Here is a 23,524-nt window from a genome sequence, read left to right as displayed (position 1 = left end):
CATCCGTCGAGGACGTCTGCGGGAGGGTGCGATGTGAACTCTGCATAAGCACCTAGAATAGTCCTGATGACTGAGTCCAGCACCACCGACGCCGAGTCCTCCACCGAGCTGGAGTCACGGTACGGCGCCCGCAGGCGCAGCGCCTCGCCGAAGTCCCAGCGCTGGATGATCATCGGCGCCCTGATCCTCGCGCTCGGCGCGATGGTCTACTTCACGGTGGGCAACGCGGTCGGTCAGATCACGCACAACGACGTCGGATACACGATCATCTCGGACACCGAGGCCACAGTCGACTTCGAGGTCTCGAAGGACCGAGATGTTACTGTGCAGTGCATGATCCACGTGCTGGACAACAGCTACGCGGTTGTCGGCGCCCGGGTCATCACGATCGGCCCTCACGAAGGGTCGGAACCAGGAGATCGCAGCGAGTACTACCGCACCGAGCTGCGGACCGAGTCCCGCGGAGTCACCGGAGTGGTGGACTCCTGCTGGGACATCGAGTAGCCAGCTGCCTCTTCGCATCACACAAAGAGCTCTAGCAGACGGGCTCCACACCCTTTTGGGGGCCTGCCCATGAAACCCGACTCTCTCTTCTACCGCATGCGCGGCGTGATCGCTCTGGTGCTGCTGCTCTGCTTCGTCGCCGCCTTCGTGCTCAGCGCCTGCGGTCCCCCCACCCAGATCTCCACGGCAGACCAGCGCAGCGTGAAGGTGCTCGCCGCACCCTCCACCGCTCCGGCACTGGATGCGCTCAACGCCGAGCTCCACGACCGGCAGAGCGGAGTCTCCGCCCACGTCGAGTACCTGGACAGCGAGGCCCTGCAGCGCAGGATCGAGACCGATCCCGACGCCGACCTGGTCCTCACCGCCTCCCAGGAACAGATGCAGTCGTTCACCCAGGCTGGAGACATCGACGGCGACGCGCGTGCTCTGGCGAGCAATCGCCTGGTGCTGGTGGCCACGGCGGAGAACCCGCAGGCGATCACCGGCTTCGATGACTTCACTGCGCGGGCCGCTGATCTGCGGGTGAGCACCTGCGCCGGGGATGCTCCCTGCACCGAGGCGATCACCGGCCTCGCCGGTGACTTCGACCTTGACCTCGGCGTCGATGAGTTCGATGTCGCCCCTGCGGGACTCACCTCGGAGCCGCCCCACCCGGTGCAGAGCCTGACGGCAGGCGAGAGCGACGCCGCCCTGGACTACGTCACCGAGGTGCTGGCCCAGGATGCGGCCCTGCAGACCTTCGACATTCCACAGTCCTTCCAGAGCACCACCCAGATCTGGGGTGCCGTGCTGGCCGAGCCCACCAGCGCCGGCGACGCGAACGAGTTCATGGGCATCCTCACTTCAGAGCGCGCACGTTCAGCGTTCAGCGGAGCGGGTTTCCTTCCCGCCCCGGCCGCGGAAGCCGAGGCCAGTCCCGATCAGTAGCCACGGTCCTGATTGAGAATCCGGAGCACCCCCACTAGCATGTGGGGAACGCATCAACACCCCGCCGAGGCATGTTCCGGGCCCAAGGCCGAACACCATGCCGCCCCACGGCGGGGTCTTTGCATGAATAAGGAGAGATGAAAAGTGTCAACGAACACCCCCGAGATCGACGAGAACGCTCAGTGGCTGACCCAGGAGGCCTACGACCGGCTGGAGAGCGAGCTCAAGCACCTCAGCGGACCCGGTCGCCAGGAGATCGTTGACCGCATCGAGTCTGCTCGCGAAGAAGGCGACCTCAAGGAGAACGGCGGCTACCACGCGGCCAAGGAGGAGCAGGGCAAGGCCGAGGCGCGGATCCGCTACCTCAGCGACCTGCTCGAGAACGCCTACGTCGGCGAGGCCCCCACCGGAGACACCGTGGTTCCCGGAATGCTCGTCGAGGCCAAGATCGCAGGCAACACCATGAAGTTCCTCTTCGGCAACCGCGAGATCGCCGGGGACACCGACCTCGAGGTGTACTCCGAGCGCTCCCCCATCGGTGAGGCCATCAACGGCGCCAAGCCCGGAGACAAGCTCAGCTATTCCGCACCCAACGGCAAGGACATCCCGGTGGAGATCGTCTCCGCCGAGCCCTTCGGCGGCTGAACGCCAGGCTCACTGCGCATAACGACGACGGCGGCTCGCTCCAGCACGGAGGGGCCGCCGTCGTCGTCTCTGCACAGCCCGATGCCGCCAGGGCGTTAGTCCTGCAGTCCGGTGCTGCGGGTCAGTGCTGCATTGCCTCGCTACGCGGCAGTGCTGCCGGGTCAGTGTTGCGGGTCAGTGTTGCGGAACCATCGGTTCGTAGCCCTGGGCGCGGAGCCGGTTGAGCACCCGTTCGGAGTGTTCGGCGCCCTTGGTCTCCATGTTGATCACGATGGAGACCTCCCCCATGGACAGCGCCCCGCCGATCCGGCTGTGGTCGACACCGGTGACGTTCGCGTCGGCGTCGGCGATGATCTGAGAGATCGTCGCGAGCTCCCCGGGCAGGTCCTTGAGCATCATCTTCACCGTGAGGAACCGGTCGGCCGCGGAGAGGCCGTGCTGGATCACGCGCAGCATGAGCATCGGGTCGATGTTGCCCCCGGAGAGCACCGCGACGATGTTCTTGGAATCGATGCCCAGGTCCGCGAGCTTGCCCTCCATCAGCGCCGCGACCGGCACCGCACCGGCCGGTTCCACGACCATCTTTGAGCGTTCCAGCAGGAAGATCAGCGCGCGTGCGATCGCATCCTCGCTGACCGTGACGACCTCATCGACCAGGTCCTTGATGATCTCGAAGGGGATCTCCCCCGGACGGCCCACGGCGATGCCGTCGGCAATCGTGCGTTCCCCCTCGATCGGAACCAGGGCGTCGGCCGCGAGCGAGGGCGGATACGCGGCCGCGTTCTCCGCCTGGACGCCGATGATCTTGACCTCACGACCCAGCCGGGCAGCCTGTTGTTTGATCGCGACCGCCGAGCCGGCGAGAAGTCCGCCGCCGCCGATGCCCATGATCACGGTGTCCACGTCTGGCTCCTGCTCCAGGATCTCCAGCCCGATGGTCCCCTGCCCGGCCACGACGTCAGTGTTGTTGAACGGGTGAATGAAGACCGACCCGGTCGCGTCAGACTCCCGCTGCGCCTCGGCCAGTGCCTCGTCGACGTTGGAGCCGTGCAGGATCACCTCGGCCCCGTGGTCACGTGTGGCGGCGAGCTTGGGCAGGGCGACGCCGCGCGGCATATAGATCTTCGCGGTGATCCCCAGCTTCTTCGCCGCCAGCGCCACACCTTGGGCGTGGTTGCCTGCCGAGGCGGCGACGACGCCGCGGGCCTTCTCCTCCTCGGAGAGCCGCGCCATGCGCACATAGGCCCCACGCACCTTGAAGGACCCGGCGCGCTGCAGATTCTCGGCCTTCAGGTGCACCGTGGCATCCACCATCCGGCCCAGGGCGCGCGAGTGCTCCATCGGGGTGCGCACGATGATGTCGGCGAGCAGCTTCTGCGCGGCCTCGATGTCCTCAAGCTGCACGCTCAGCTGCGCGCCGGGTCGATCCTGCGCGTCGTGCTGGATCTGCGTCATGCTCGCCCGCCCTCGTCGTCGTGCCGTGAATCGTGCCGCGAGTCGTGATGGGCGTCGTGCCGCGAGTCGTGCCGCGCAGGGCCGGCCTGGCCGTGGTCCTCACCCGCATGGTCAGCGTCGGGGTGCGGTCGCGTCCCGGCCGCGGTGTCCGTCTCGGTGCGAGTCAGGTGCCCCTCGGGGGCGTCTCCGCGGCGGCCGAAGCCGCGCTTCTCCGGGTCCAGTCCGGGGATCGTCTCCTTGAGCCGGCGGGTGATGTTCGCCAGGGAGGCCTGCTCCTCAGCCTCGTGGACCTCCTTCTGCGCAGCGCGCTTGATCGCTTCCTCCTTCTCCAGCTTCTCCATCTCTTTCGCCTCGGGGTCGCCGCGCCACTCCTCCTTCACCAGGTACCTCGCGGCGCGAGTGACGAAGGCCAGCACCGGCACGGCGAAGAGCGCGCCGACGATGCCCAGCAGAGTGGTGCCGGCGGTGACGGCGAGGATCACGGCCAGCGGGTGCAGCCGCACGGCCTTGCCCATCACGATGGGCTGCAGGATGTTGGACTCGATCTGCTGGACCAGCAGCACCACGCCGACCATGAGCAGCGCGTTGCCCAGGCCGTTGGCCACCAGGGCCAGGATCACCGCGACGGCACCGGTGACCACGGCGCCCACGATCGGGATGAAGGAGCCCAGGAAGACCAGCACGGCCACCGGCAGCGCCAGCGGGACGCCCAGCAGCGCCGCGCCGATCCCGATCCCGACGGCGTCGACGGCCGCGACGAAGATCTGGACCCGCATATAGGAGCCCAGCGCGGTCCAGCCTCGGCGACCCGCGCCATGGATGGCAGGACGGTGCTTGCCGGGCGCGAAGAACACCAGGAAGTCCCAGATCTTGCGGCCATCGGCGAGGAAGAAGATCAGCGTGAACAGGGCCAGAATCCCGCCCACGACGATGTTGCCGGCGGTGGAGCCGATGGCCATCGCTCCGCCGAGGATCGTCTCGGAGTTGTCCTGCAGATAAGTCAGGCCCTCTTCAAGACCCTGGTTGATCTGGTCGGTGGAGAGCTCGATCCCGAACCCGGCGGCGGTCTCCTCGGCGAGGGTGACCAGCTCGAAGAGGCCCGCGGTGACCTGGCTGGCCATGTCGGCAAAGCCCTCCACCAGCTGCTGGCCGACCAGCCAGAGCAGTCCCGCGACGAACCCGATGAGCACCAGCAGCGTGGTGATCGCCGCGACCACACGCGGGAACTTCCACTTCACGAAGAGGTTGTGCAGCGGGCGCAGCAGCGTGGCCAGCAGCGCTGCCACCAGCAGCGGGATCAGCAGCAGCGAGATGTGACTGAGCAGCCAGATCAGCACACCCGCGAAGAGCAGGATGATGAGGACGCGCCAGGACCAGGCGGCGGCGATCCGGATCCCCCACGGGACATCGTCCTGGATTCGCTGCTCCTCGGCCATCCTGGGCGGGACGTCATCTTCCATCAGCTCGAGCTTCTCGACGGTGTTCATTGCTACATCCTGCCATGGCGGTCGGGCGTCAAGACGACGACGGGCCCGCCTGATGCGCTCACGCATCGGACGGGCCCGGTGTCTACGGCGGGGAGTCCATCACGTGCGCTCTTCAGCGCAGAGAAGGAACTCGGTTCAAGGGTGAGCCTATTCGGCCATTGATCGGACGATGGCGATCACCCGGAGGATCTCGATGTAGAGCCACACCAGGGACACGGTGAGCCCGAAGGCGGCGGCCCAGCCGTACTTCTGCGAAACCCCAGCTTCGACACCCTCCTGGATGTTGGTGAAGTCCATGACTAGGGAGTACGTGGCCAGCAGGATGGCGAAGGCGCCGATGGCGACACCCATCCAGCCCGCACGCAGACCGAACATTCCAATATCGGTGAACATCACCAGGCCGAAGTTCATCAGCGAGAAGACCGCGTAGCCGATGATCGCCACGAAGAACATCTTGTTCAGCTTCGGGGTGGCGCGGACCTTGCCGGACTTGAACAGCGCCAGCACGGTGCCGAAGACCGCCAGAGTAGCCAGCACGGCCTGCACCGCGATGCCCGGGAACATCATCTCCATGACCATGGTGAAAGCACCCAGGAAGAAGCCCTGGGTGGCCGAGTAGGCCAGGATCAGAGCCGGGTTGGGCTCCTTCTTGAAGGCGTTGACCAGGCCGAGCCCGAAGCCGGCCAGGGCGGCGACCAGCGCCAGCGCCATGACCGCGCCCGGCATCACCAGACCGATGGCGACGGCGCCGGCGGCTCCGAGCAGCACGACGGCGAAGCTGGTGACGGTCTTGCGGATGACATCGTCGTAGGTCATCGCCGCGCCCTGGGAGCCGGCGGCGTCGGGCAGGTTGAACTGCTGGTTGAGCTGGTCTGCACCGGCACGGCCGGCCTGCTGGCCCGGCATGCCGTACTGAGCGGCGAAGGGCTGGCCCTGCCCGGGGCTCTGCTGGCGCGACTGCTCGGTCACACCCTGGTCATTCATGTAGAACCGGCGCCGTTCGCGCTTCTTCTCGTTGAACTGGTCAGGGAAGGCACCGGTGTTGAAGATCGGGTTGGACATGTGTGACCGCACTCCTATCGGTGCTCGGTTGAATATCTCGACATCCGCCCTCACCGGACACGGGTGATCCGCTGATCTGGTGAGGGACGTCTCCTGAAGTATTCTACCGTCCGGTCCCCGCCCGAGCTGGAGATTACCTGAGAATCTGCCAGCGGCGGACGACCCAGACCCGCAGAGGCTATATTTGAACGGTGTTCAACAGATCTCGGGTCGCCTCCGCGCCGACGCGTCCAGCCTCCATCGCGCCCGCCTCACCCAGTGCCGCCGTACGTGGGATCAGCCAGATGGCCATGTTCGCCGCGCTCATAGCAGTGCTGGGACAGCTCCCCGCCATTCCCCTGGCCGGCGGCGTGCCCATCACCCTGCAGACGCTCGGGGTGATGCTCGCCGGCGCCGTGCTGGGCCCGTGGCGCGGAGCCGGGGCCGTCATGCTCCTGCACGCGCTCGTGGCCGCGGGTCTGCCGCTGCTCGCCCAGGGGTCTGGCGGGCTCGGGGCCTTCGCCGGACCCAGTGCCGGCTTCGCCCTGGGCTGGATCCCGGGGGCGTTCCTGGTGGGTCTGATCACTCAGGCGTCGTGGCCTCTGCGGCTCTGGCGCACCATCCTTGGTGTCACGTTCGGCGGGATCGTTGTGGTCTATGCCTGCGGACTGCCGGTGCTGGCGTTCCAGATGGGCCTGAGCCTGGAACAGGCCGCACTGATCAACCTGGCATTCCTGCCCGGCGACGTGCTGAAGGCCGTGATCGCTGTGGCGCTGACCCATTCGCTGGCTCGCGCCTACCCGACCCCGTTCAGCCACGCCCGGCGTCGCAGGCGGTGATCCCGCTCTACCGACCCGGGACCTCGCTGCTGCACCGGCTGCCAGTGGGTGCGAAGTTCCTGGGGATCTTCCTGGCCGCACTCATCGCCTCGATGTTCCGGGAGAGCCTCGGCGTGCTGCTGGTCATCTGGGCCGCGAGCCTGCTGGGGTTTCTCCTCGCCGGGATCGGGGTTCGAGGGCTGCTCGCCCAGCTCTGGCGGCTGAAGTGGCTGGTGGTGGTGCTGAGCGTCCCGCAGCTGATCTTCCTGACTCCGGCGGAGACCAGCTACAACGTGGCGCGCGTGCTCGCCGTCGTGCTGCTGGCGTCGCTGTTCACGCTGACCACGGCGACGTCCGAGATCCTCGCCAGCTTCGAGCGGGTCCTGCGACCGCTGGATCCGTTGCTGCGCAGGCTGGGACTCAGCGCCGAACGGATCTCCTTGGCCCTGTCACTGACGATCCGTTCGGTGCCGGTGATCCTGTCCTTCTACGCCGAGATCCGGGAGGCGCAGCGGGCCCGTGGAATGCGCCCGACGCCGCGCGGCACGGTGCTGCCGCTGCTGGTGATGAGCCTGCGCCACGCGGAGGAGACCGCCGAGGCACTGGCTGCGCGCGGAGTCCGCTGAGCCGCCGCCGCACCCCGGCAGATTGCAGGCCCGCCAGGATCCGCCCGGTTCAGCCCTGTGACTCGGGTTCCGGTCCGGTCCAGGTCTGGAGCCGGCCGCACATGCCCCAGAGCCGAGGTTCCGGACGAGGTGTCCCACGGATGACCGCGGCCTCCTGCAGATGACTGCCATCGCCTGTGCCCAGCGCCTGCAGCTGAGCCTTGGTGCGCCGAGTCTCGGTCTCGACGTTGTCCTCCCAGATCTGCTGCCAGTCCCCCACCCGGGGACGGACCAGAGCCACCGCGAGCTCGTGGAAACGCCGCATGGCTTCGGCCCCGTCGGCCTGGATCCTGCCCAGCAGTTGCTCGTAGCCGTCGATGGCCAGATCCCTGCGGGCCCGCGCGGCGTCGGCACGGGCGCCTTCGTCACCTTCGGCGGGCAGCGTCACCGCTTCTCGGTAGCGCTGCGGATCGGCGACGATCTCCTCGGGGAAGGTCAGCACCGCGTCCCCGGCCTCGGGAAGCCCGGCGTTGGACATGATGACCTGCATCTGCAGCTGGTCGTGGTTGACCAGCCGGTGCACGGTGCCCGGGGTGAACCAGAGCAGCGAACCGGCGGTGAGCTCGTCCACCGCCGGACCGGCAGCGCTGATGGTGTGCACCTCGCCTCGGCCGGAGGTGACCACATAGGCCTCGGTGGAGAGTGTGTGCAGGTGCGGCGAGCCGCCGTGCAGCCCGTCGGAGGTCTCCCAGTCATAGACGCACAGGTGGCTCAGCGAGGTTCCGCCGGGAAAACGAGGCAGCGACCGTGGCAGCGACCGATGCGCCGCCCGGGCCGGATCAGGGATCGAGCTCTGGTCTTGGACCGGGCCGCCCGTGCCTGGATTCTGGCTGCCCATCAGAGCGTGAACTCCTGCCCGATCCGCGTCCGCTCCTCGGGCTCCAACACCCGGGCGATGAAGAGGAAGCGGTGGTGCAGCCGCAGGGTGGCCCCGGCCGGGAGATGGATCTCTTCGTCGAACGCAGGAGACTGGCTGGCCACGGCGAAGATCGAGCTGCGGGTGAACCACTTGATCGGCGGCAGAGCGGTTCCGGCGCATTCGGAGGTGCCTGCGAAGGCCATGATGGTGCCGCCGCCGTCGAGGTCATCGTGCTCGGAGGAGAAGGCGACCCAGTCGGCCACCTGGCCCATGGTGTTCTCCTCACCCTCAGCCCCGGCCGAGTTGACCACCTGACAGCCGCTCCAGGAGCGGGGCCCGCGCCAGAACCAGCCGGTGTACCCGGCATTGGGGCGCCCCGCCGTCGTCGGGCTGCCCAGCGGCAGCGTGTCCCCGGAGACGTTGGTGAGTTCGGTGGTCAGGTCGATGGCCCAGATGTCGCGCGCGGTGTCCAGGGAGTGCACGCGCTGGACCCGGTGCTCATCGATCCAGTGCTCCTCGCGGGAGGTGATCCATTCCAGGGTCTCGTCGAAGACGACCTCGTCGCCTCCGCTGGGAGTGGCACTGAATCCCTTATGGTCCATGCGCCCCAGATTGCCGCGCATCTTATAGCCGTCCTCGGCGGCGAAGGTGGGTCCGCCCCAGAAGTTCTGGTCTGCCACATGGGACCAGGTGAACTGCAGCCCGGTGTGCCAGCGGTGGTCCCAGGGGCGACGGACGGAGGCCTCACCGCCGTCGAGGAAGCGCAGCGGATACAGGTAGGGCTTGGGGGCCTCCTCCTGCGGGGAGTCAGGGTGCGTGACGTAGCGCAGGATCTCGGTGCCCGCGGCGGTGACCACGATCTCCTTCTCCCCGGGGGTGACCTCGAACTGGGCGGCCTCGGCGCCCGCGTGAGTCCCGGCGGCGGCCTCTGCCGCAGTCGTGGTGGTCTGCTCGGTGGTCATCGGATCAGCCCTGCTTTCCATAGGTGTGGGACTCGTCGTGCATGGCGGTGTAGTAGGTGCCCTCGTTGCGCAGCTCGGAGCGTTTCACGCTCTTCCCGGTCTCCGCGGACTGATACAGCGCCGCGATGAACTCCAGGGTGCGGCGGCCTTCCTCTCCTGAGGCGCGCGGCCGTTCCTTGGCTTCCATGGCGTCGAGGAGCTCAGCCAGCTGCTGCCGGTGCGAGGAGGGCACGTTCTCCTGGGGAGACCAGGAGTCCACGGTCGCCAGGTCCTCGGCTGCATGAGGCGCCGGGGTCCACCTCCAGGAGCTGTTGTCGTAGCCGTAGAGGTGTTCGACCTCCACGGTGGCGTCCTGGAAGTCGAAGCGCAGGTAGGAGACCTCCCGAGGGGAGAGCACGGAAGTCACCACGGTGGCGATGGCGCCGTTGGCGAAGCGCACGATGGCGGAGGAGAAGTCCTCGGTCTCCACATCCCGGTCAAGCTTCTCAGCCACCGCGGTGATCTCGGTCCACTCCCCCAACACCTCCAGGAGCAGGTCGATCTGGTGGATCCCGTGGCCCATCGCCGGGCCGCCGCCCTCGGTGGCCCATTTCCCGCGCCAGGGCACGTCGTAGTAGGCGTGGGGCCGATACCAGAGGGTGTTGCACAGCGCGACCAGTGGTCGGCCCAGAGTGGCCTCGGCGACCTGCTTCTTCAGCGTCTTCGCCCCGGAGCCGAAGCGGTGCTGGTAGACGTAGGAGGCGTAGGGGCCGCCCTCGGCCTCCTCGGCGGCGACTGCGTCGTATTCAGCCAGGGTCAGCACCGGTGGCTTCTCACACCAGACCCAGGCGCCGGCCCGCAGGCCCTGGATGGCCGCGTCCTTATGCGCCGAGGGCGGGGTGCAGATGATCAGCAGGTCAGGGGACTCTGCGTCGAGCAGCTCCTGCGCGGAGCGGTAGCGTCCCGCGATCCCCCACTCGTCGGCGACCTGACCCACCCGATCAGGATCCAGATCGGCGATGCCGACGACCTCCACCCGGTCCTGGTGAGCCTTCAGCGTGGGCAGATGGGCGATGGTGGCGATCCCGCCCGCGCCGATGAGCCCGGCTCGGATCTTGCGATCCGGACCGGTCGGTGAGTGTGCGGCCTCTGACATGCGATCTCCTCGGTGACGGGGCGATGGGCTGGTGACGCCCGAATGTGAACGATCACTCTGATCGTCCCACCTGAGGTTATTGACTCTGTAGTGTGACTGTCAACACATTCCCTCGGACGCATCGATCACCCGGTGTGCGAGGATCATCGCAACAGTCCACATCCGGTTCCGATCCAGCCCAGGAGCACCCCATGCCCAGCCCACCCCCGCGCGCGGCCACTCTGCACGAAGTGGCTGCCCTGGCGGGGGTCTCCCACCAGACGGTCTCCCGGTTCCTGCACAACCGGGGCCCGTTCAAGCCAGCCACGGTGGAGCGGGTCGAGGCGGCCATCAAGGAGCTGAACTACCGCCCGAACATGATCGCGCGCTCGATGCGCACCCGTGAGACCGGAATCCTGGCGGCGATCCTGCCCTCACCAGTCACCGCCATGCCGACACCCACCCTCGCGGCCGCCGCGGAGGTGGCCCGAGGCAGCGGCTATTTCATGGAGATCTCCGTGATCGAGGGTCCCGCGACGGACCGCGCCCGACGCGCCCAGGAACTCCTGGACTCCGGACGACTGGAGGGCGTGCTGTCTCTGGGCTCACTGCCCGGCATGGCGGAACAGGCACGCACCTCCTCGACGACGGCGCTGGCGATCCTAGATCAGTACGATGACAAGCTGCGCGGGATCGGGCCGCTGGCGGACGCCTCGGTGCTGCGGGAGATCATGCAGACCCTGGCTTACATGGGGCATCGACGCTTTCTGCACATCCAGGGGCCGCAGGAATGGTCCTCCGCGCGCGCCCGGCGCGAGGAGTACCTGCGCAGCATCGAGGTCCTTGGGCTGGAGTCCCATGGGGTGCGAGGCGGCGATTGGACCACCGAATCCGGCTACTCGGCGATCAGCGGACTGGAGGAGGACTCTGGGGTCACTGCCGTGATCGCCGCCAATGACTACCTCGCCCTCGGGGCGGTGCGGGCGGCCCATGACCGGGGGTGGCAGGTGCCCCGGCGCCTGAGCGTCACCGGCTGGGATGATCTGGCCACCGCACGGTATGCCATCCCGTCGCTGTCCACCGTGACCGTCGACCGGGCCTCCCAGGGACGCTCCGCGATGCAGCGGTTGATCGCCCTGGTGCGCAACGAGCCCGCGCCGCAGCCGCAGATCCCGGCGAGCCGGTTGATCCTGCGCGAGTCCACGGGCCCTGCTCCAGAGCTTCACAGACACTGACCCCGCCAGCCGCGGCGCCGCAAGCCGTGTCGGGAGCGGCCCCCGGGGTGGCCCGGAACTCATTGAGTGAACGTTCACAGCACTGGGGCACCGAACCGTCTTCAATGCCAGCCATCAGGTGCCCCCAGTGGGACTCGAACCCACACTGGACCGATTTTAAGTCGGTTGCCTCTGCCGATTGGGCTATAGGGGCAGAAGGCGGGCTGTCATGGACAGCCCGCCTTCTTGTTCAGTCTTGCGAGATCCTCACGTTCAGCCCTTGGCGGCTTCCTTCTTCTTCACGCCGCCGGCAGCCTCCTGGAACTGGCCGTAGGGGTTCTCCAGGTCGCGCACCGGGGTGTAGTCCCGGCCCAGCACCAGTTCGTTGACCCAGCCGCCGATCACGCGGATCTTGCGCTCCACGGTGGGGATGGCCAGTGCGTGGTAGCCGCGGTGAGCCATCCAGGCGGGGAATCCGTTGATCTTGACCTTCAGCGGGTTGCCCACGCCCTGGAACATGCCCAGACCGGCGACTGCGCCGAGGGAGTCGTGCTTGTACTCGCTGAGCTGGCCCTGGCCGTAGCTGGCCGCCAGCAGGTTCTTCGCCAGCACCTTGGCCTGCCGGGAGGCGTGCTGCGCGTTCGGCACGCAGGTGCCGTCGGGCAGTCCGCCGCCGCTGAGGTCCGGGATCGCGGAGATGTCGCCGGCGGTCCAGGCGTTCTGCAGCACCTTGCCGTCTTCATCTGCGATCTGCAGCGTGGCCGTGCCGGTGACGCGGCCGCGCTGATCCACCGGGAAGCCGGAGTTCTTGGCCACCACGTTGGCGGCCACCCCTGCGGTCCACACCAGGGTGTCGGACTCGAAGCGGTCAGCCTCGGACTTGTCCTTCATGTTGACCAGGCGCATCTCGCCGTCCACGACGGAGCCCAGCGAGGTGTTCAGCAGCACCTCGATGCCGCGGCCGCGCAGGTGCTCGACGACGCCGACGGCCTGGTCCTCGGTGACCTCGGGCATGACCCGACCCATGGCCTCGACCATCAGGATGCGGACATCGGTCTGGCTGATGCGCGGGTTGGCCCCCACGGCGGCCCGGATGATGTCTTCCATCTCGGCCACGGTCTCGATGCCGGCGAATCCGCCGCCGACCACGGTGAAGGTCAGGGCGCGGGACTTGGCTTTCTCATCCGTCATCACCGAGGCGGCCTCGATGCGCTCCAGGACGTGGTTGCGCAGAGTCAGCGCCTCTTCGATGGTCTTCAGGCCGATGCCGTGCTCGGCGAGGCCCTCGATCGGGAAGGTCTTGGTGGTGGCACCGGCAGACATGATGATGTCCTGGTACGGAAGCTCCACGGTCTCACCCTGGGAGAGCTCCACCGTGGCGGTCCGGCCGTCGTGGTCCACGGCGGTGACCTTGCCGGTGATGATCTCGGAGTCCTTGAGGTGACGGCGATGCGAGACGACCGCGTGGCGCGCCTCGATGTGGCCGCCCACGACCTCGGGAAGGAAGGGCTGGTAGGTCATGTAGGGCATCGGGTCGACGACGGTCACGATCCCGCCGGCGGCCTTCACCTTCTTCTGAAGCAGCTGCGCGGTGGTCAGACCGACATAGCCGCCGCCGACGATGAGAACACGGGGTTTCGCGGAAAGCGTCTGTGGGATAGCCATATGCATCATCCTATACGTAGCTCGATTGTGAGTGGTCAACGTCTGAGCCCCTGGGCGGGGTTGGGTCGGGGACTTCAGCGGTCCTGGTGGCGGTGGAGCAGCCGGTAGTGGATGGCGGCCATGCAGAGCACGGCGAGCACCAGCAGTGCGGCCGCGCTGACGGCCACCGGCCCGGCCCAGTCCTGGGCTGTGCTGGTCGCCTCGGGCTGGGGCATGGCGCGCGGCTCTCCCTCGGGTCCGGCCACTACCCCGGAGTCCTCGGGAATCTCATTGGTCTCGGTGTCCTCGACCTCGCCCCGGCGGTGGACTCGCACCCATTCCTGAAGCGTCGGATACTGCGAGGCGTCGAAGGCGGGAACATCACCCGCGACCGCATCGGCGACGTTGAGCACTCCGTGCCCGTACTCGGGGTCGACTCCCTCTGCGCCTTCGGAATCTGCGGTGGAGAGCACCCGGTGCTTCACCTCCTGGGCGCTGAGCTCGGGGTTTGCGGCCCAGACCAGCGCGGCGGCGCCTGCGACGATGGGCGAGGCTCCGGAGGTGCCGTTCCACTGCATGTAGTCGTCCCCCGGCAGCGCGCCGACCAGCGGCTCTGAGGCGGCGGCGATCCCGACCGCGATGCCCTGCGAGGAGGAGTCCGCGCTGATCCGGCGGGACTCATCCACCCCCGCCACGGCAATCACTCCCGGGATGGTCGCCGGGGCACCCACGGAGAGATGCCCCGAGGCGCGGTTGCCCGAGGCCGCGACGACGAGCACGTCGTTCTGCTCTGCGTAGAGGAACGCCTCATCCCACGACTCAGGCCATTCCTGGAAGCCTGAACCCAGGGACATGTTGATGATGTCCGCGCCGTTGTCCACGGACCAGGTCACCGCCTCGGCGATCTGTTCCTCAGTGCCGCCGCCGTAGGGGTTGGGATCCTGCAGCAGCAGCGAGACCGAGAGGATGGAGGCCTCAGGGGCGACCCCCACGACCCCGTCGTCGGGGTTCTCCGCCTGGGTGAGCTCGCGGGGGGCAGACCGGGTCTCCTGAAACTCATCGAGGGCGTCGGCGTCGACCTCATCCTGCCAGTCCTCGCCGTAGATCTCCTCCAGCGCGGACTCGAAGTCCTCCCACCAGTCTTCCCACTCCTGCTCATCGAGGTCCTCGACGTCCTCCTCCACCAGGGCGGCCACCTCTTCGGCCTCTGCCGAGGTGCCGCGCCCGGCGGCCAGTGATGCCACGAGCGTGCCGTGTTCGGTGGCGATCTGGTCCACCGGGGCCCCGCCGTCGCCGGCACCGGAGACATCGGTCCCGCCCACGACCGCACCGGAGAGGGTGGGGTGGCCCGAGTCCACGCCGGTGTCGATGACAGCGATCGTCATGCCTTCCCCGCGGGTGGTCTCCCAGGCCTCGGTGATGCCGTAGTCCTCGAGCCAGTACTGCTGGTCTCGCCACTGATCCGCGTGCGCCGCCGGGGCGGAGAGGAGCACCGCGCTGACCGCGAGGCCGGCGGCCAGTGCGGCTCCGAGCGGGCGTGCGGCTGCTGTCATCTCTGCTGCTCCGCACCTGACGGTGCGTCTGGGACGGCCTGGATGTGCGTGGGGCTCGGGGCTGGCGAGACCCCCTTCGAGTGCGCCAGGGACATCGCGATGCCGTCAAGGATGTCGTGTTCGGAGGCGACCGCGGAGGTGACCCGCCCGTCGGTGACCTTGTTCAGGTAGTCCAGGATGGTGCCCCAGATCAGCGCGCCGGCACCGATGACGTCGACCCTGCCGGGATGCATGATCGGCATGTGGGCTCGCACGTCCCGGGTGGAGTGCACCAGCTGATCCACCGACTGATGCAAGGTGTCGAGGTCGATCCGTGCCCCGTGGATCAGATCCGGCTCATAGTCTTCCAGGCTCAGTGCATGCGCGGCCACCGTGGTGACGGTGCCGGCCACCCCGATGACCACCTCGGTCTCGTGCAGCGGCATCACCTCGGAGACGTTCTCGAGGAAGGAGAGCGTCTCGAAGCTGGCCATCGAGGTCTCGGTCTCCGTAGGCGGGTCGGTGCGCATGTGTCGCTCGGTGAAGCGCACGCAGCCCATGTCGGTGGAGATGGCGTGCTCGACCCCGGCGGAGGTGCCCAGCACGAACTCCGTGGATCCCCCGCCCAGGTCCACGACCAGGATCTTGCGCTCGGCGTCCCAGTCCAGCACCGAGGCGGCCCCGGCGAAGGAGAGTCCGGCCTCCTCGCTGCCGCGGATCACCTCGGGCTCCACACCGAGCCGATGCCGGACCCCGTCGATGAATCGGTCTCGATTCGCCACGTCCCTGGAGGCGGAGGTGGCGACGAACCGCACGGCGTCCACGTGGTGCCGACGAATCAACGCGCCGTAGTTGTCGACGGCGGCGAAGGTGCGGGTCAGCGCATCGTCTGAGAACTCTCCGGTCTCATCCACACCCTCGCCGAGGCGCACCACGGTCATCTGCCGGACCACATCGGAGACGCGGCCGTTGTCGTGGACATCGGCGATCAGCAGTCGGATGGAGTTGGTTCCGCAGTCGATGGCAGCAACTCTCATGGGGTGTCCTTCTCCTCGCCGGTTCTGGTGTGCGATCGACGGTGTGACCGTCGATACGGGGTCCTTCCCAGCACTCTATGCCGTCTCTTCGCTCGGCTGCGAGGCGGGGTGCGGCGCGGCGGACTTCTCCCCTCGGGCGAAGCCCTGGTTCCCCCGGCGCACGTGTCGGCTGAGATCGCGCTGCGGGACGGCGGCCTCGTGGTCCCAGGACGTGGCGCAGACACAGGTGTCAGGCGTGAACTGATCGGCGATGAGCTCCAGCGCCTCATCCCCGAGCGGGTTGATCCCCGGCCCGACCGCCAGCGAGTGCCCGACGAGCACGTGGAGGCACTTGACCCGTTCCGGCATTCCCCCGGCGCTGATGCCTTCGATCTCCCATACCGGGTCCAGCCCCGCGAGGCCGCGGATCCGTTCCCGCTCGGTGAGGTAGTTCTCGTGAGCGCCGCGGTAGGCCTGGGCCAGCTCCGAGTCGGCGTTGAGCCGCTGGGTCATCTCGGCCATGACTCCGGCGGCCTCCAGGCGGGAAACGGCTGCGGTGGCGGCCGGGTGGGTGAGGTAGAAGGTGGTCGGGAAGGGGATCCCGTTGCTCAGCCGCGGAGCCGTGGCTGCCACCAGGGGGTTCCCGCAGGTGCAGCGGGCAGGAATCTCGACGACGTCGCGCACCGGCCGGCTCAGCTGCAGGCTCAGGGTGTCCAGGTCTTTGGGTTGCGGAGTAGTCGAGTTCACGGGAGCCGAGTTTACTGCACCGCCGGGCCTCCCCGGCTCAGTCCGGGGCCTCCCTGGCTCAGTCCTCGGCGGCGGAGCGGACCAGGGAATCCCAGAGCGCCTCGGCCCAGGGCAGATCGTGACGCACTTCTTCGGAGTCCAGCTCCGGGGCCTGCTCAGGGCTCGGCTCGGACTCACCCATGACCTGATAGCGGCGCTCCCCCGGCATGACCAGGTTGATGCGCTCCCGGGCCTGCTGGCGCACGAAGTCTGGATCATCCCATCGCACCAGTTCCGACTGCAGCTGCGCCTGTTCCTCCTGCTCCGCGGCGATCTGCGTCTGCAACTCGTTCATCTCCGAGCGCTGCTGGAAGAAGCTGTTCACGGTGGGCACCAGGAAAGAGATGACCACCAGGACCACGATGCTCAGCACGATCATCCTGCCGGGGAAGGTCCGCTCCGGAACCACGGTAGCGGCACTGACCGGGGTCTTCGTCGACCCGGAGGCGCCGGAGCTGCGCTTCTTGCGCCGGGCCGTGATGTCTGCGGGGGTGCGGATCTCTCCCGAGACCTGCTCGCGTTCGGCCAGACGGCGCGCCTGGGCCGCGCGCGCTTTGGTCTGCGCTGAAGAGGCACGTCTGTTCGGCACGAGATGTCACCGCCTAGGAGGGGGAAGAGGGGGAAGTCGGCGTGGCTTCCAAGGATATCGAAACTGCGGCCCGGGTTCGGATCTGACACGCGAACACGACGGGGCGCCAGCTGGTGAGTCGTCGGTCGAAACCACGACACCGCCCCTGACGCCCCGTGTGCTCAGTGCTCGGACTTCCAGTGCTCAGTGCTCGAACTTCCAGTGCTCAGCCTCGCTGAACACTGGAAGCCCGGCACGCTACGCCTTGAAGCGCGGGAAGGAGGATGCGCCCGCGTAGCGTGCGGCGTCGCCGAGCTCCTCCTCGATGCGCAGCAGCTGGTTGTACTTGGCCACCCGCTCGGACCGGGCCGGCGCGCCGGTCTTGATCTGTCCGGCGTTGGTCGCCACCGCGATGTCCGCGATGGTGGTGTCCTCGGTCTCGCCGGAGCGGTGCGAGATCATCGTGGTGTAGCGGCTGCGCTGAGCCAGGGAGACCGCGTCCAGGGTCTCGGTGAGCGAGCCGATCTGGTTGACCTTGACCAGCAGCGAGTTGGCGGTGTCTGCGGCGATGCCCTTGGCGAGGCGATCCGGGTTGGTGACGAAGAGGTCATCACCGACCAGCTGCACCTTGTCCCCGATCTGCTCGGTCAGCGTCTTCCAGCCGGCCCAGTCGTCCTCGTCCAGCGGGTCCTCGATGGAGACCAGCGGGTAGGCGTCGACGAGCTCGCCGTAGTAGGCGCTCATCTGCTCGGGGGTCTTGGACTCACCTTCGAAGGTGTAGACGCCGTCGGAGTAGAACTCGGTGGCCGCCACGTCCAGTGCCAGGGCGATGTCCTTGCCCGGGGTGTAGCCGGCGCGCTGGATGGCCTCGGTGATCAGGTCCAGGGCCTCCCGGTTGGAGGCGAGGCTCGGCGCGAAGCCGCCCTCGTCGCCGAGCCCGGTGGCCAGGCCCTTCTCCTTGAGCAGCGCCTTGAGCGCGTGGTAGACCTCCACGCCGGAGCGAAGCGCCTCGGAGAAGGTCGCCGCGCCGATCGGGGCGATCATGAACTCCTGGATGTCCACGTTGGAGTCCGCGTGGGAGCCGCCGTTGAGGATGTTCATCATCGGCACGGGCAGCAGGTGTGCGTTGGGACCGCCGAGGTACTTGTACAGCGGCAGATCCGAGGCGCCGGCCGCGGCCTTGGCCACGGCCAGGGAGGCCCCGAGGATCGCGTTGGCGCCCAGGGAGGCCTTGTTCTCGGTGCCGTCGAGGTCGAGCAGGATCTGGTCGATGACGCGCTGCTCGGTGGCGTCCTGTCCCTCCAGGGCGGCGGCGATGACGTCGTTGACGGCGCCCACGGCCCCGAGCACGCCCTTGCCGAGGTAGCGGTCCTTGTCACCGTCACGACGCTCAACGGCTTCGAAGGCGCCGGTGGAGGCGCCGGAGGGGACTGCGGCCTGGCCGAAGCTGCCGTCCTCGAGGAGGACATCGACCTCGACGGTCGGGTTGCCTCGCGAGTCGAGGATTTCGCGGCCGTACACACTGACGATCAGAGACATATTCTTCTCGGCTCCTTGTTGTTCATTCGGTGGGAAACTCTTCGGGGGTGCCGAGCGCGCCTTTGCGCCGGTGCGTTCTTCTTCGCGAGCTGGCGGATCTTCTCGTTCTGCAGATCCTGGATCAGGTCATGCGGTTCAGGTGGCTGCGCAGCGCCCGCTCCGGGTCCTGACCCGCAGCCCGTGCGGTGCGCACCACAGCAAACAGTAGTTCACCGAGCTCCTCCTCGTCAGCCGCCGCCACCGTGGTCGAGCCAGTGTTGGGCAGATGTTCACTGCGCTCCCTGCCCAGCCGGTCGATCACCTTGGCCGCCTTGGCCAGCGCCGGCAGGTGCGCCGGAAGCGACCCGACGACGCCGGAGAGGTGGGTGCCGCCGTCGTCGGCTCTGGCCTCTGCCGGCTCCGGGTCTGCAGGCGCGGCGCTCTCCGAGCCGGGGTTCTCGCCTTCTGCGTGCGACGCCGAAGCCTTCTCCTGAGCCTTGATCTGGGTCCAGGCTGCCTCCACCTTTTCGATGGTCGCGTGCGCGTCCACCGAGAGGCGCCCATCGGCGGTGAAGACGTGCGGGCTGCGGCGCACCAGCTTCGCCGTGATGGCTTCAGCCACCCCGTCGAGGTCGAAGCTGCCGCGCTCCTCGGCCAGCCGGGCGTGCAGCGCGATCTGGAAGAGCAGGTCCCCCATCTCCTTGCGCAGCCCCTCATCCAGGCTGCCGGCCTCGATCTCTTCGAGCACCTCGTAGGCCTCCTCCACGAGGTACTCGGTGAGGTCCCCGTGGGTCAGCTGTGAGGTCCAGGGGCAGTGCTCGCGAAGCTGAGCGATGACCCAGCGCAGCTTCGCCACCTGGTCCTGGGGACCGGTCTCGGAGCGGCCTGGGCTCATCGGGTGTGCCTCGGGCAGGGTCACTGCCAGGCTTCGAGGATCATGCCGGCCAGGGCCTCGCGCTCCTCGTGCCCGAGGAAGGAGGATTCCAGGGCGTTGATCTGGAAGTCGGCGAGCTCGCCGAGGCCGTAGTCGAAGGTGCTGGCGATCAGCGCGAGCTCCCCGGAGAGGGTGACCCCGGAGACCAGCCGGTTGTCGGTGTTGACCCCGACGTTGAAGCCCAGCTGGTAGAGCATGTCGAAGGGGTGGTCGCTGAGCTCAGCGGCGTCCCCTTCGGCGAAGCCGGCGATCGCGCCGGTCTGCACGTTGGAGGTGGGGCTGACCTCGAGGTGGATCTGGCGGTCCCGGACCCAGCGGGCCACGGGACCCAGCTCCACCTGGAAGACCTCTTCTCCCGCCTCGGAGTCGGCGTCGCTCTCGATCACGCTGATGTCCTCGGCGACACGCACCCCGTGGCCCAGGCGCTGAGCCCGGCCGGAGACCAGCGCATCGCGGACCGACTCGATGCCGTCTCCTTCCCCGGCGTGGACCGTGACGGGCAGCATCTCGGTGGCCAGTCGGGTGAAGGCATCGGCGAAGCGGCTGGGCGGGAAGCCGGCCTCGGGGCCGGCGATGTCGAAGCCGACGACGCCCTTGTCGCGGTGGCGCAGGGCGACCTCGACGATCTCATCGGCGCGGTCGGACTGACGCATCGCGGAGACCAGCTGGCCGACGACGATCACGCCGTCCTGATCGGCCACGGTCTCCATGCCCTGGTTGAGTCCCTCCTGGACCGCCTCCACGGCCTCGTCCAGGCTCAGGCCCTGCTCCTGATGCTGCTCCGGGGCCCAGCGGACCTCGGAGTAGATCACACCGTCGGCTGCCAGGTCCTCGACGTACTCCTTGGCGACGCGGCGCAGGTTCTGCGCGGTCTGCATCACCGCGGTGGTGTGCGCGAAGGTCTCCAGGTACTTCTCCAGGGATCCCGAGTTCGCGTTCTCGCGGAAGTGCACCGCGAGCTCCTCGGAGTCCTGGGAGGGAAGCTCGTGGCCGATCTCGGCGGCCAGCTCGATCAGCGTGCCCGGTCGGAGGGACCCGTCCAGGTGATCGTGCAGCGAGACCTTGGGCAGGTTGCGCAGCTGCTCTTCGAGCTTGGCGGCGGCGGAACGGAGATCTGCAGCAGTGGAAGTCATGGTGATGAGTCTATCGAGGACCGGAGCTGAAGTCGCCCGAGACCACGACCCGGCGCGCGTCTCAGCGGGGCAGGCCGTCCTCCGGAGGGTTTTCGTGATCCCGCCGGTGGCCGTGGCCGCGCGGGTGGTCGTGGTCCTCATCGTGATCCCCGCGGTCGCGGTGCAGCCGCAGCGGGGGCTCCACCGGCAGCGCGGCGGTGTCGAAGTAGCCCTCCGGGTCCAGGTGCACGCCCTTGCGATCGAGCCAGCGCGTGAGGAGTCGGAAGATCCGGTCGAAGATCCAGCCCAGCAGCACCGCCCCGGTGATCGAGACCGTCATCGCGACCAGCACCGAGTCGAAGATGTTCGCGCTGATCGCACCGATTCCCACCGAGTAGGAGGCCCAGACCAGCGAGGCGATGGCGTCGATCACCAGGAATCGGCGCAGCGAGAACCCGGTGGTGCCGGCGACGAAGTTGATCGCCACCCGGGCTCCAGGGATGAACCGGCCGACGAAGATCAGCAGCACCCCGCGCTTGTCGAGCTCGTGGCGGGCCCAGATCAGCGTGCGCTGCGGGGTGGGGCGGCGCATCCATCCGAAGCGCATCGGCCCGATCGCGCGCCCGATCCGGTAGGCGATGAAGTCTCCGAGCAGCGCCCCGGAGGCCGCGACCAGGATCACCCAGAGCAGGAACGGAGTGCCGGGCTCCCCGGAGAGCGATCCCAGTCCGACCACCAGCGAGTCGGAGGGCACGACGGGGAAGAACCCGTCGACCACGCACAGCACGAAGAGTCCCACCAGGGTCCACCATCCGGAGGCGGCCTCCAGGATGGTCTGATTGATGGCGTCGAGGATCTGCCCAGGACTCATCCGGGCGGCCTCAGTCGGTCAGATCCGAGGCACTGATGCGATCAAAGACCAGCTCGGGGGTCTGGTGCGGGCCGCCCTCGGCGTCGACGTCCACGGCACCCTCGAGCGCCTGCTGCGCCCTGGCGATCCGGTGCTCGTCATCGGTGAGCAGGGTGAACAGCGGCTGACCTTCGGTGATCCGGTCCCCGGGCTTGGCGTGCATGCGCACCCCGGCTCCGGCCTGCACGGCGTCCTGCTTGCGCGCCCTGCCGGCTCCGAGCCGCCAGGCCGCGAGACCCACGGACATGGCGTCCATCCGGGTCATGGTGCCGGAGACCCCGGCGTTGATCGTGTGGCTGTGCGCCGCCTGCGGCAGCGCCGCGTCGGGATTGCCGCTCTGCGCGGCGATCATCTGGCGCCAGGAGTCCATGGCGCGTCCGTTGCGCAGGTTCTCCGCCGGGTCTGCCCCGGTGATCCCCACCGCGGTGAGCATCTCCTGCGCCAGCGCGACGGTGAGTTCAACCACGTCGGCCGGTCCGCCGCCGGCGAGCACCTCGACGGACTCTTCGACCTCGATGGCGTTGCCAGCGGTCAGTCCGAGCGGGGTGTCCATATCGGTGAGCAGCGCGGTGGTCTTCACCCCGGCGTCGGTGCCCAGGGCGACCATGGTGCGCGCCAGTTCGACGGCGTCGGCCCGGGACTTCATGAAGGCGCCGGACCCCGCCTTCACGTCGAGGATCAGAGCGTCGGTTCCCTCGGCGATCTTCTTGGACATGATCGAGGAGGCGATCAGCGGGATGGCCTCCACGGTGCCGGTGACGTCACGCAGCGCGTAGAGCTTCTTGTCGGCCGGGGCCAGGCCGGGGCCAGCCGCACAGATCACGGCGTTGACCTCGTCGAGCTGACGCAGCAGCGCGTCGTTGCTCAGGTCCGCCTGCCAGCCGGCGATGGCCTCAAGCTTGTCCAGGGTGCCGCCGGTGTGTCCCAGCCCGCGCCCGGAGAGCTGCGGGACGGGCACGCCGAAGCTAGCCACCAGCGGCGCCAGCGGAAGGGTGATCTTGTCTCCGACACCCCCGGTGGAGTGCTTGTCCGCGGTGAGCCTGCGTCCGCCCTCGGGCGTGCGCAGGGAGGAGAAGTCCATCCGCTCTCCGGAGGCGATCATCGCGGCGGTCCAGTGCCCGATCTCCTCCCGGGTCATCCCGTTGAGCAGGATCGCCATCGCCAGCGCCGACATCTGCTCGTCCCCGACGTAGCCGTCGGTGTAGGCGGCGATCATCCATCGGATCTGCTCCTGGGAGAGCCGGCCGTGGTCTCGCTTGAGCCGGATCAGCTCGACGGCGTCATGGGCGGAACGGTCATAGGTGGCAGCTGTCATCGGGTCTCCATGTTGTTGATCTCAAGGTCGCGGGGGCCGAAGGACTGCGGCAGCAGCGCGTCCAGCGTGGTGGCGCCCTGCGCGGTGCGCACGTGCATGGTCTCGGCGGAGAACTCCAGCAGCAGCTGGCGGCAGCGACCACAGGGGGTGATGTACTCGCCCTGTCGGTTCACGCAGGTGAACGCCACGATCTTGCCTCCGCCTGCCATCTGCAGCGCACCGATCATGGTGCATTCGGCGCAGAGGGTGAGCCCGTAGGAGGCGTTCTCCACATTGCAGCCGGAGATCACCGATCCGTCCTCCAACAGCGCGGCTGCCCCGACCGGGTAGTCGGAGTAGGGCACATAGGCGCGGGTCATCGCGATCCTGGCCTGGGTGGTGAGGCGCTCCCAGTCGGCGTCGTGGTCCGGAACCGGGATGCGGGCGATCCGTCCGGTCAGAAAGTCATCGTCCTGAGTCATAGGGCTCATCCTACGAGGCCGTGCGAGGACCCGGGCG

23 protein-coding genes and 1 tRNA gene are annotated in these 23,524 nt (G+C 68.1%); 6 read left to right on the top strand and 18 right to left on the bottom strand.

The features are described 5' to 3' along the window. The first annotated feature begins 66 nt into the window (after positions 1-66). The 3 genes from HNR24_RS00390 (at position 67) to greA (ending at position 2,076) form a co-directional block, all read left to right on the top strand. Positions 67-504 carry a DUF4307 domain-containing protein gene (locus tag HNR24_RS00390; RefSeq protein WP_083504540.1) on the top strand — a complete coding sequence of 146 codons (438 nt, stop codon included), beginning with the start codon at positions 67-69 and terminating at the stop codon, positions 502-504. Positions 505-573: 69 nt separating this feature from the next. After that, the gene (locus tag HNR24_RS00385; protein ID WP_182494668.1) at positions 574-1,431 is read left to right on the top strand and encodes a molybdate ABC transporter substrate-binding protein; all 858 of its coding nucleotides are present in this window, start codon (positions 574-576) and stop codon (positions 1,429-1,431) included. A gap of 144 nt (positions 1,432-1,575) precedes the next feature. Next, entirely contained in the window at positions 1,576-2,076 is a 501-nt protein-coding gene (greA, locus tag HNR24_RS00380; protein ID WP_058887329.1) for a transcription elongation factor GreA, read from the top strand. Between the two features lie 174 nt (positions 2,077-2,250). Here greA and ilvA read toward each other — a convergent pair whose 3' ends face one another. The 3 genes from ilvA to HNR24_RS00365 form a co-directional block, all read right to left on the bottom strand. Then, positions 2,251-3,531 (bottom strand): threonine ammonia-lyase, encoded by a 1,281-nt coding sequence (gene ilvA / locus HNR24_RS00375; RefSeq protein ID WP_179440709.1) that lies wholly within the window; start codon positions 3,529-3,531, stop codon positions 2,251-2,253. Further along, positions 3,528-5,018 carry an AI-2E family transporter gene (locus HNR24_RS00370; protein ID WP_182494667.1) on the bottom strand — a complete coding sequence of 497 codons (1,491 nt, stop codon included), beginning with the start codon at positions 5,016-5,018 and terminating at the stop codon, positions 3,528-3,530. Before HNR24_RS00370 ends, ilvA begins: the two co-directional genes overlap by 4 nt. A gap of 147 nt (positions 5,019-5,165) precedes the next feature. After that, complete coding sequence (locus HNR24_RS00365) at positions 5,166-6,080, bottom strand: Bax inhibitor-1/YccA family protein (protein ID WP_179440711.1); 915 nt, start codon at positions 6,078-6,080, stop codon at positions 5,166-5,168. Positions 6,081-6,271: 191 nt separating this feature from the next. Here HNR24_RS00365 and HNR24_RS00360 point away from each other — a divergent pair, with 191 nt between their 5' ends. Continuing rightward, positions 6,272-6,898, top strand: a complete 627-nt coding sequence (locus tag HNR24_RS00360) for a biotin transporter BioY (RefSeq protein ID WP_310735357.1) — start codon at positions 6,272-6,274, stop codon at positions 6,896-6,898. Further along, positions 6,895-7,503: an energy-coupling factor transporter transmembrane component T family protein gene (locus tag HNR24_RS00355; RefSeq protein ID WP_182494666.1), complete on the top strand. Its 609-nt coding sequence runs from the start codon at positions 6,895-6,897 to the stop codon at positions 7,501-7,503. The genes HNR24_RS00360 and HNR24_RS00355 overlap by 4 nt, the downstream gene beginning before the upstream one ends. Before the next feature lie 49 nt (positions 7,504-7,552). On the opposite strand, the gene HNR24_RS00350 is transcribed toward HNR24_RS00355, so the two are convergent. From HNR24_RS00350 to HNR24_RS00340, 3 genes are read right to left on the bottom strand one after another with little or no spacing between them, the layout of a single operon-like run. Beyond that, complete coding sequence (locus HNR24_RS00350) at positions 7,553-8,380, bottom strand: cupin domain-containing protein (RefSeq protein WP_182494665.1); 828 nt, start codon at positions 8,378-8,380, stop codon at positions 7,553-7,555. Then, entirely contained in the window at positions 8,380-9,363 is a 984-nt protein-coding gene (locus HNR24_RS00345; RefSeq protein WP_182494664.1) for a DUF6807 domain-containing protein, read from the bottom strand. Before HNR24_RS00345 ends, HNR24_RS00350 begins: the two co-directional genes overlap by 1 nt. Before the next feature lie 4 nt (positions 9,364-9,367). Then, positions 9,368-10,498, bottom strand: a complete 1,131-nt coding sequence (locus HNR24_RS00340) for a Gfo/Idh/MocA family protein (protein WP_182494663.1) — start codon at positions 10,496-10,498, stop codon at positions 9,368-9,370. Positions 10,499-10,689: 191 nt separating this feature from the next. Between HNR24_RS00340 and HNR24_RS00335 the strand changes: the two genes are divergently transcribed. After that, positions 10,690-11,712 (top strand): LacI family DNA-binding transcriptional regulator, encoded by a 1,023-nt coding sequence (locus HNR24_RS00335; protein ID WP_182494662.1) that lies wholly within the window; start codon positions 10,690-10,692, stop codon positions 11,710-11,712. Positions 11,713-11,831: 119 nt separating this feature from the next. On the opposite strand, the gene HNR24_RS00330 is transcribed toward HNR24_RS00335, so the two are convergent. From HNR24_RS00330 to HNR24_RS00280, 12 genes are all read right to left on the bottom strand, one after another. Next, positions 11,832-11,905 (bottom strand) — tRNA-Leu (locus HNR24_RS00330). A gap of 59 nt (positions 11,906-11,964) precedes the next feature. Beyond that, positions 11,965-13,356: an NAD(P)/FAD-dependent oxidoreductase gene (locus HNR24_RS00325; protein ID WP_058887336.1), complete on the bottom strand. Its 1,392-nt coding sequence runs from the start codon at positions 13,354-13,356 to the stop codon at positions 11,965-11,967. 74 nt (positions 13,357-13,430) lie between these two features. Further along, positions 13,431-14,888, bottom strand: a complete 1,458-nt coding sequence (locus HNR24_RS00320; RefSeq protein WP_058887337.1) for a S8 family peptidase — start codon at positions 14,886-14,888, stop codon at positions 13,431-13,433. Beyond that, the gene (locus HNR24_RS00315; protein ID WP_083504543.1) at positions 14,885-15,904 is read right to left on the bottom strand and encodes a Ppx/GppA phosphatase family protein; all 1,020 of its coding nucleotides are present in this window, start codon (positions 15,902-15,904) and stop codon (positions 14,885-14,887) included. The genes HNR24_RS00320 and HNR24_RS00315 overlap by 4 nt, the downstream gene beginning before the upstream one ends. Positions 15,905-15,979: 75 nt before the next feature. Continuing rightward, the gene (locus tag HNR24_RS00310; protein ID WP_058887338.1) at positions 15,980-16,630 is read right to left on the bottom strand and encodes a DUF501 domain-containing protein; all 651 of its coding nucleotides are present in this window, start codon (positions 16,628-16,630) and stop codon (positions 15,980-15,982) included. 58 nt (positions 16,631-16,688) lie between these two features. Beyond that, entirely contained in the window at positions 16,689-17,258 is a 570-nt protein-coding gene (locus HNR24_RS14195; RefSeq protein WP_310735356.1) for an FtsB family cell division protein, read from the bottom strand. Between the two features lie 237 nt (positions 17,259-17,495). Beyond that, entirely contained in the window at positions 17,496-18,776 is a 1,281-nt protein-coding gene (gene eno / locus HNR24_RS00305) for a phosphopyruvate hydratase (protein WP_182494661.1), read from the bottom strand. A gap of 121 nt (positions 18,777-18,897) precedes the next feature. Next, complete coding sequence (locus HNR24_RS00300) at positions 18,898-19,650, bottom strand: MazG nucleotide pyrophosphohydrolase domain-containing protein (protein ID WP_058887341.1); 753 nt, start codon at positions 19,648-19,650, stop codon at positions 18,898-18,900. Positions 19,651-19,670: 20 nt separating this feature from the next. After that, positions 19,671-20,822 carry an adenosine deaminase gene (locus HNR24_RS00295; protein WP_058887342.1) on the bottom strand — a complete coding sequence of 384 codons (1,152 nt, stop codon included), beginning with the start codon at positions 20,820-20,822 and terminating at the stop codon, positions 19,671-19,673. 61 nt (positions 20,823-20,883) lie between these two features. Then, positions 20,884-21,672, bottom strand: coding sequence for a DedA family protein (locus HNR24_RS00290; protein ID WP_058887343.1), 789 nt, complete (start codon positions 21,670-21,672; stop codon positions 20,884-20,886). A 10-nt stretch (positions 21,673-21,682) separates the two neighbouring features. Beyond that, positions 21,683-23,026, bottom strand: a complete 1,344-nt coding sequence (locus HNR24_RS00285; protein ID WP_182494660.1) for a thymidine phosphorylase — start codon at positions 23,024-23,026, stop codon at positions 21,683-21,685. Then, the gene (locus HNR24_RS00280) at positions 23,023-23,487 is read right to left on the bottom strand and encodes a cytidine deaminase (protein ID WP_182494659.1); all 465 of its coding nucleotides are present in this window, start codon (positions 23,485-23,487) and stop codon (positions 23,023-23,025) included. Before HNR24_RS00280 ends, HNR24_RS00285 begins: the two co-directional genes overlap by 4 nt. Positions 23,488-23,524 lie beyond the last annotated feature (37 nt).

This window comes from Nesterenkonia sandarakina (genome assembly GCF_014138825.1).
Taxonomy (GTDB): Bacteria; Actinomycetota; Actinomycetes; order Actinomycetales; family Micrococcaceae; genus Nesterenkonia; species Nesterenkonia sandarakina.
This window is presented reverse-complemented; position numbering and strand designations above follow the sequence as displayed.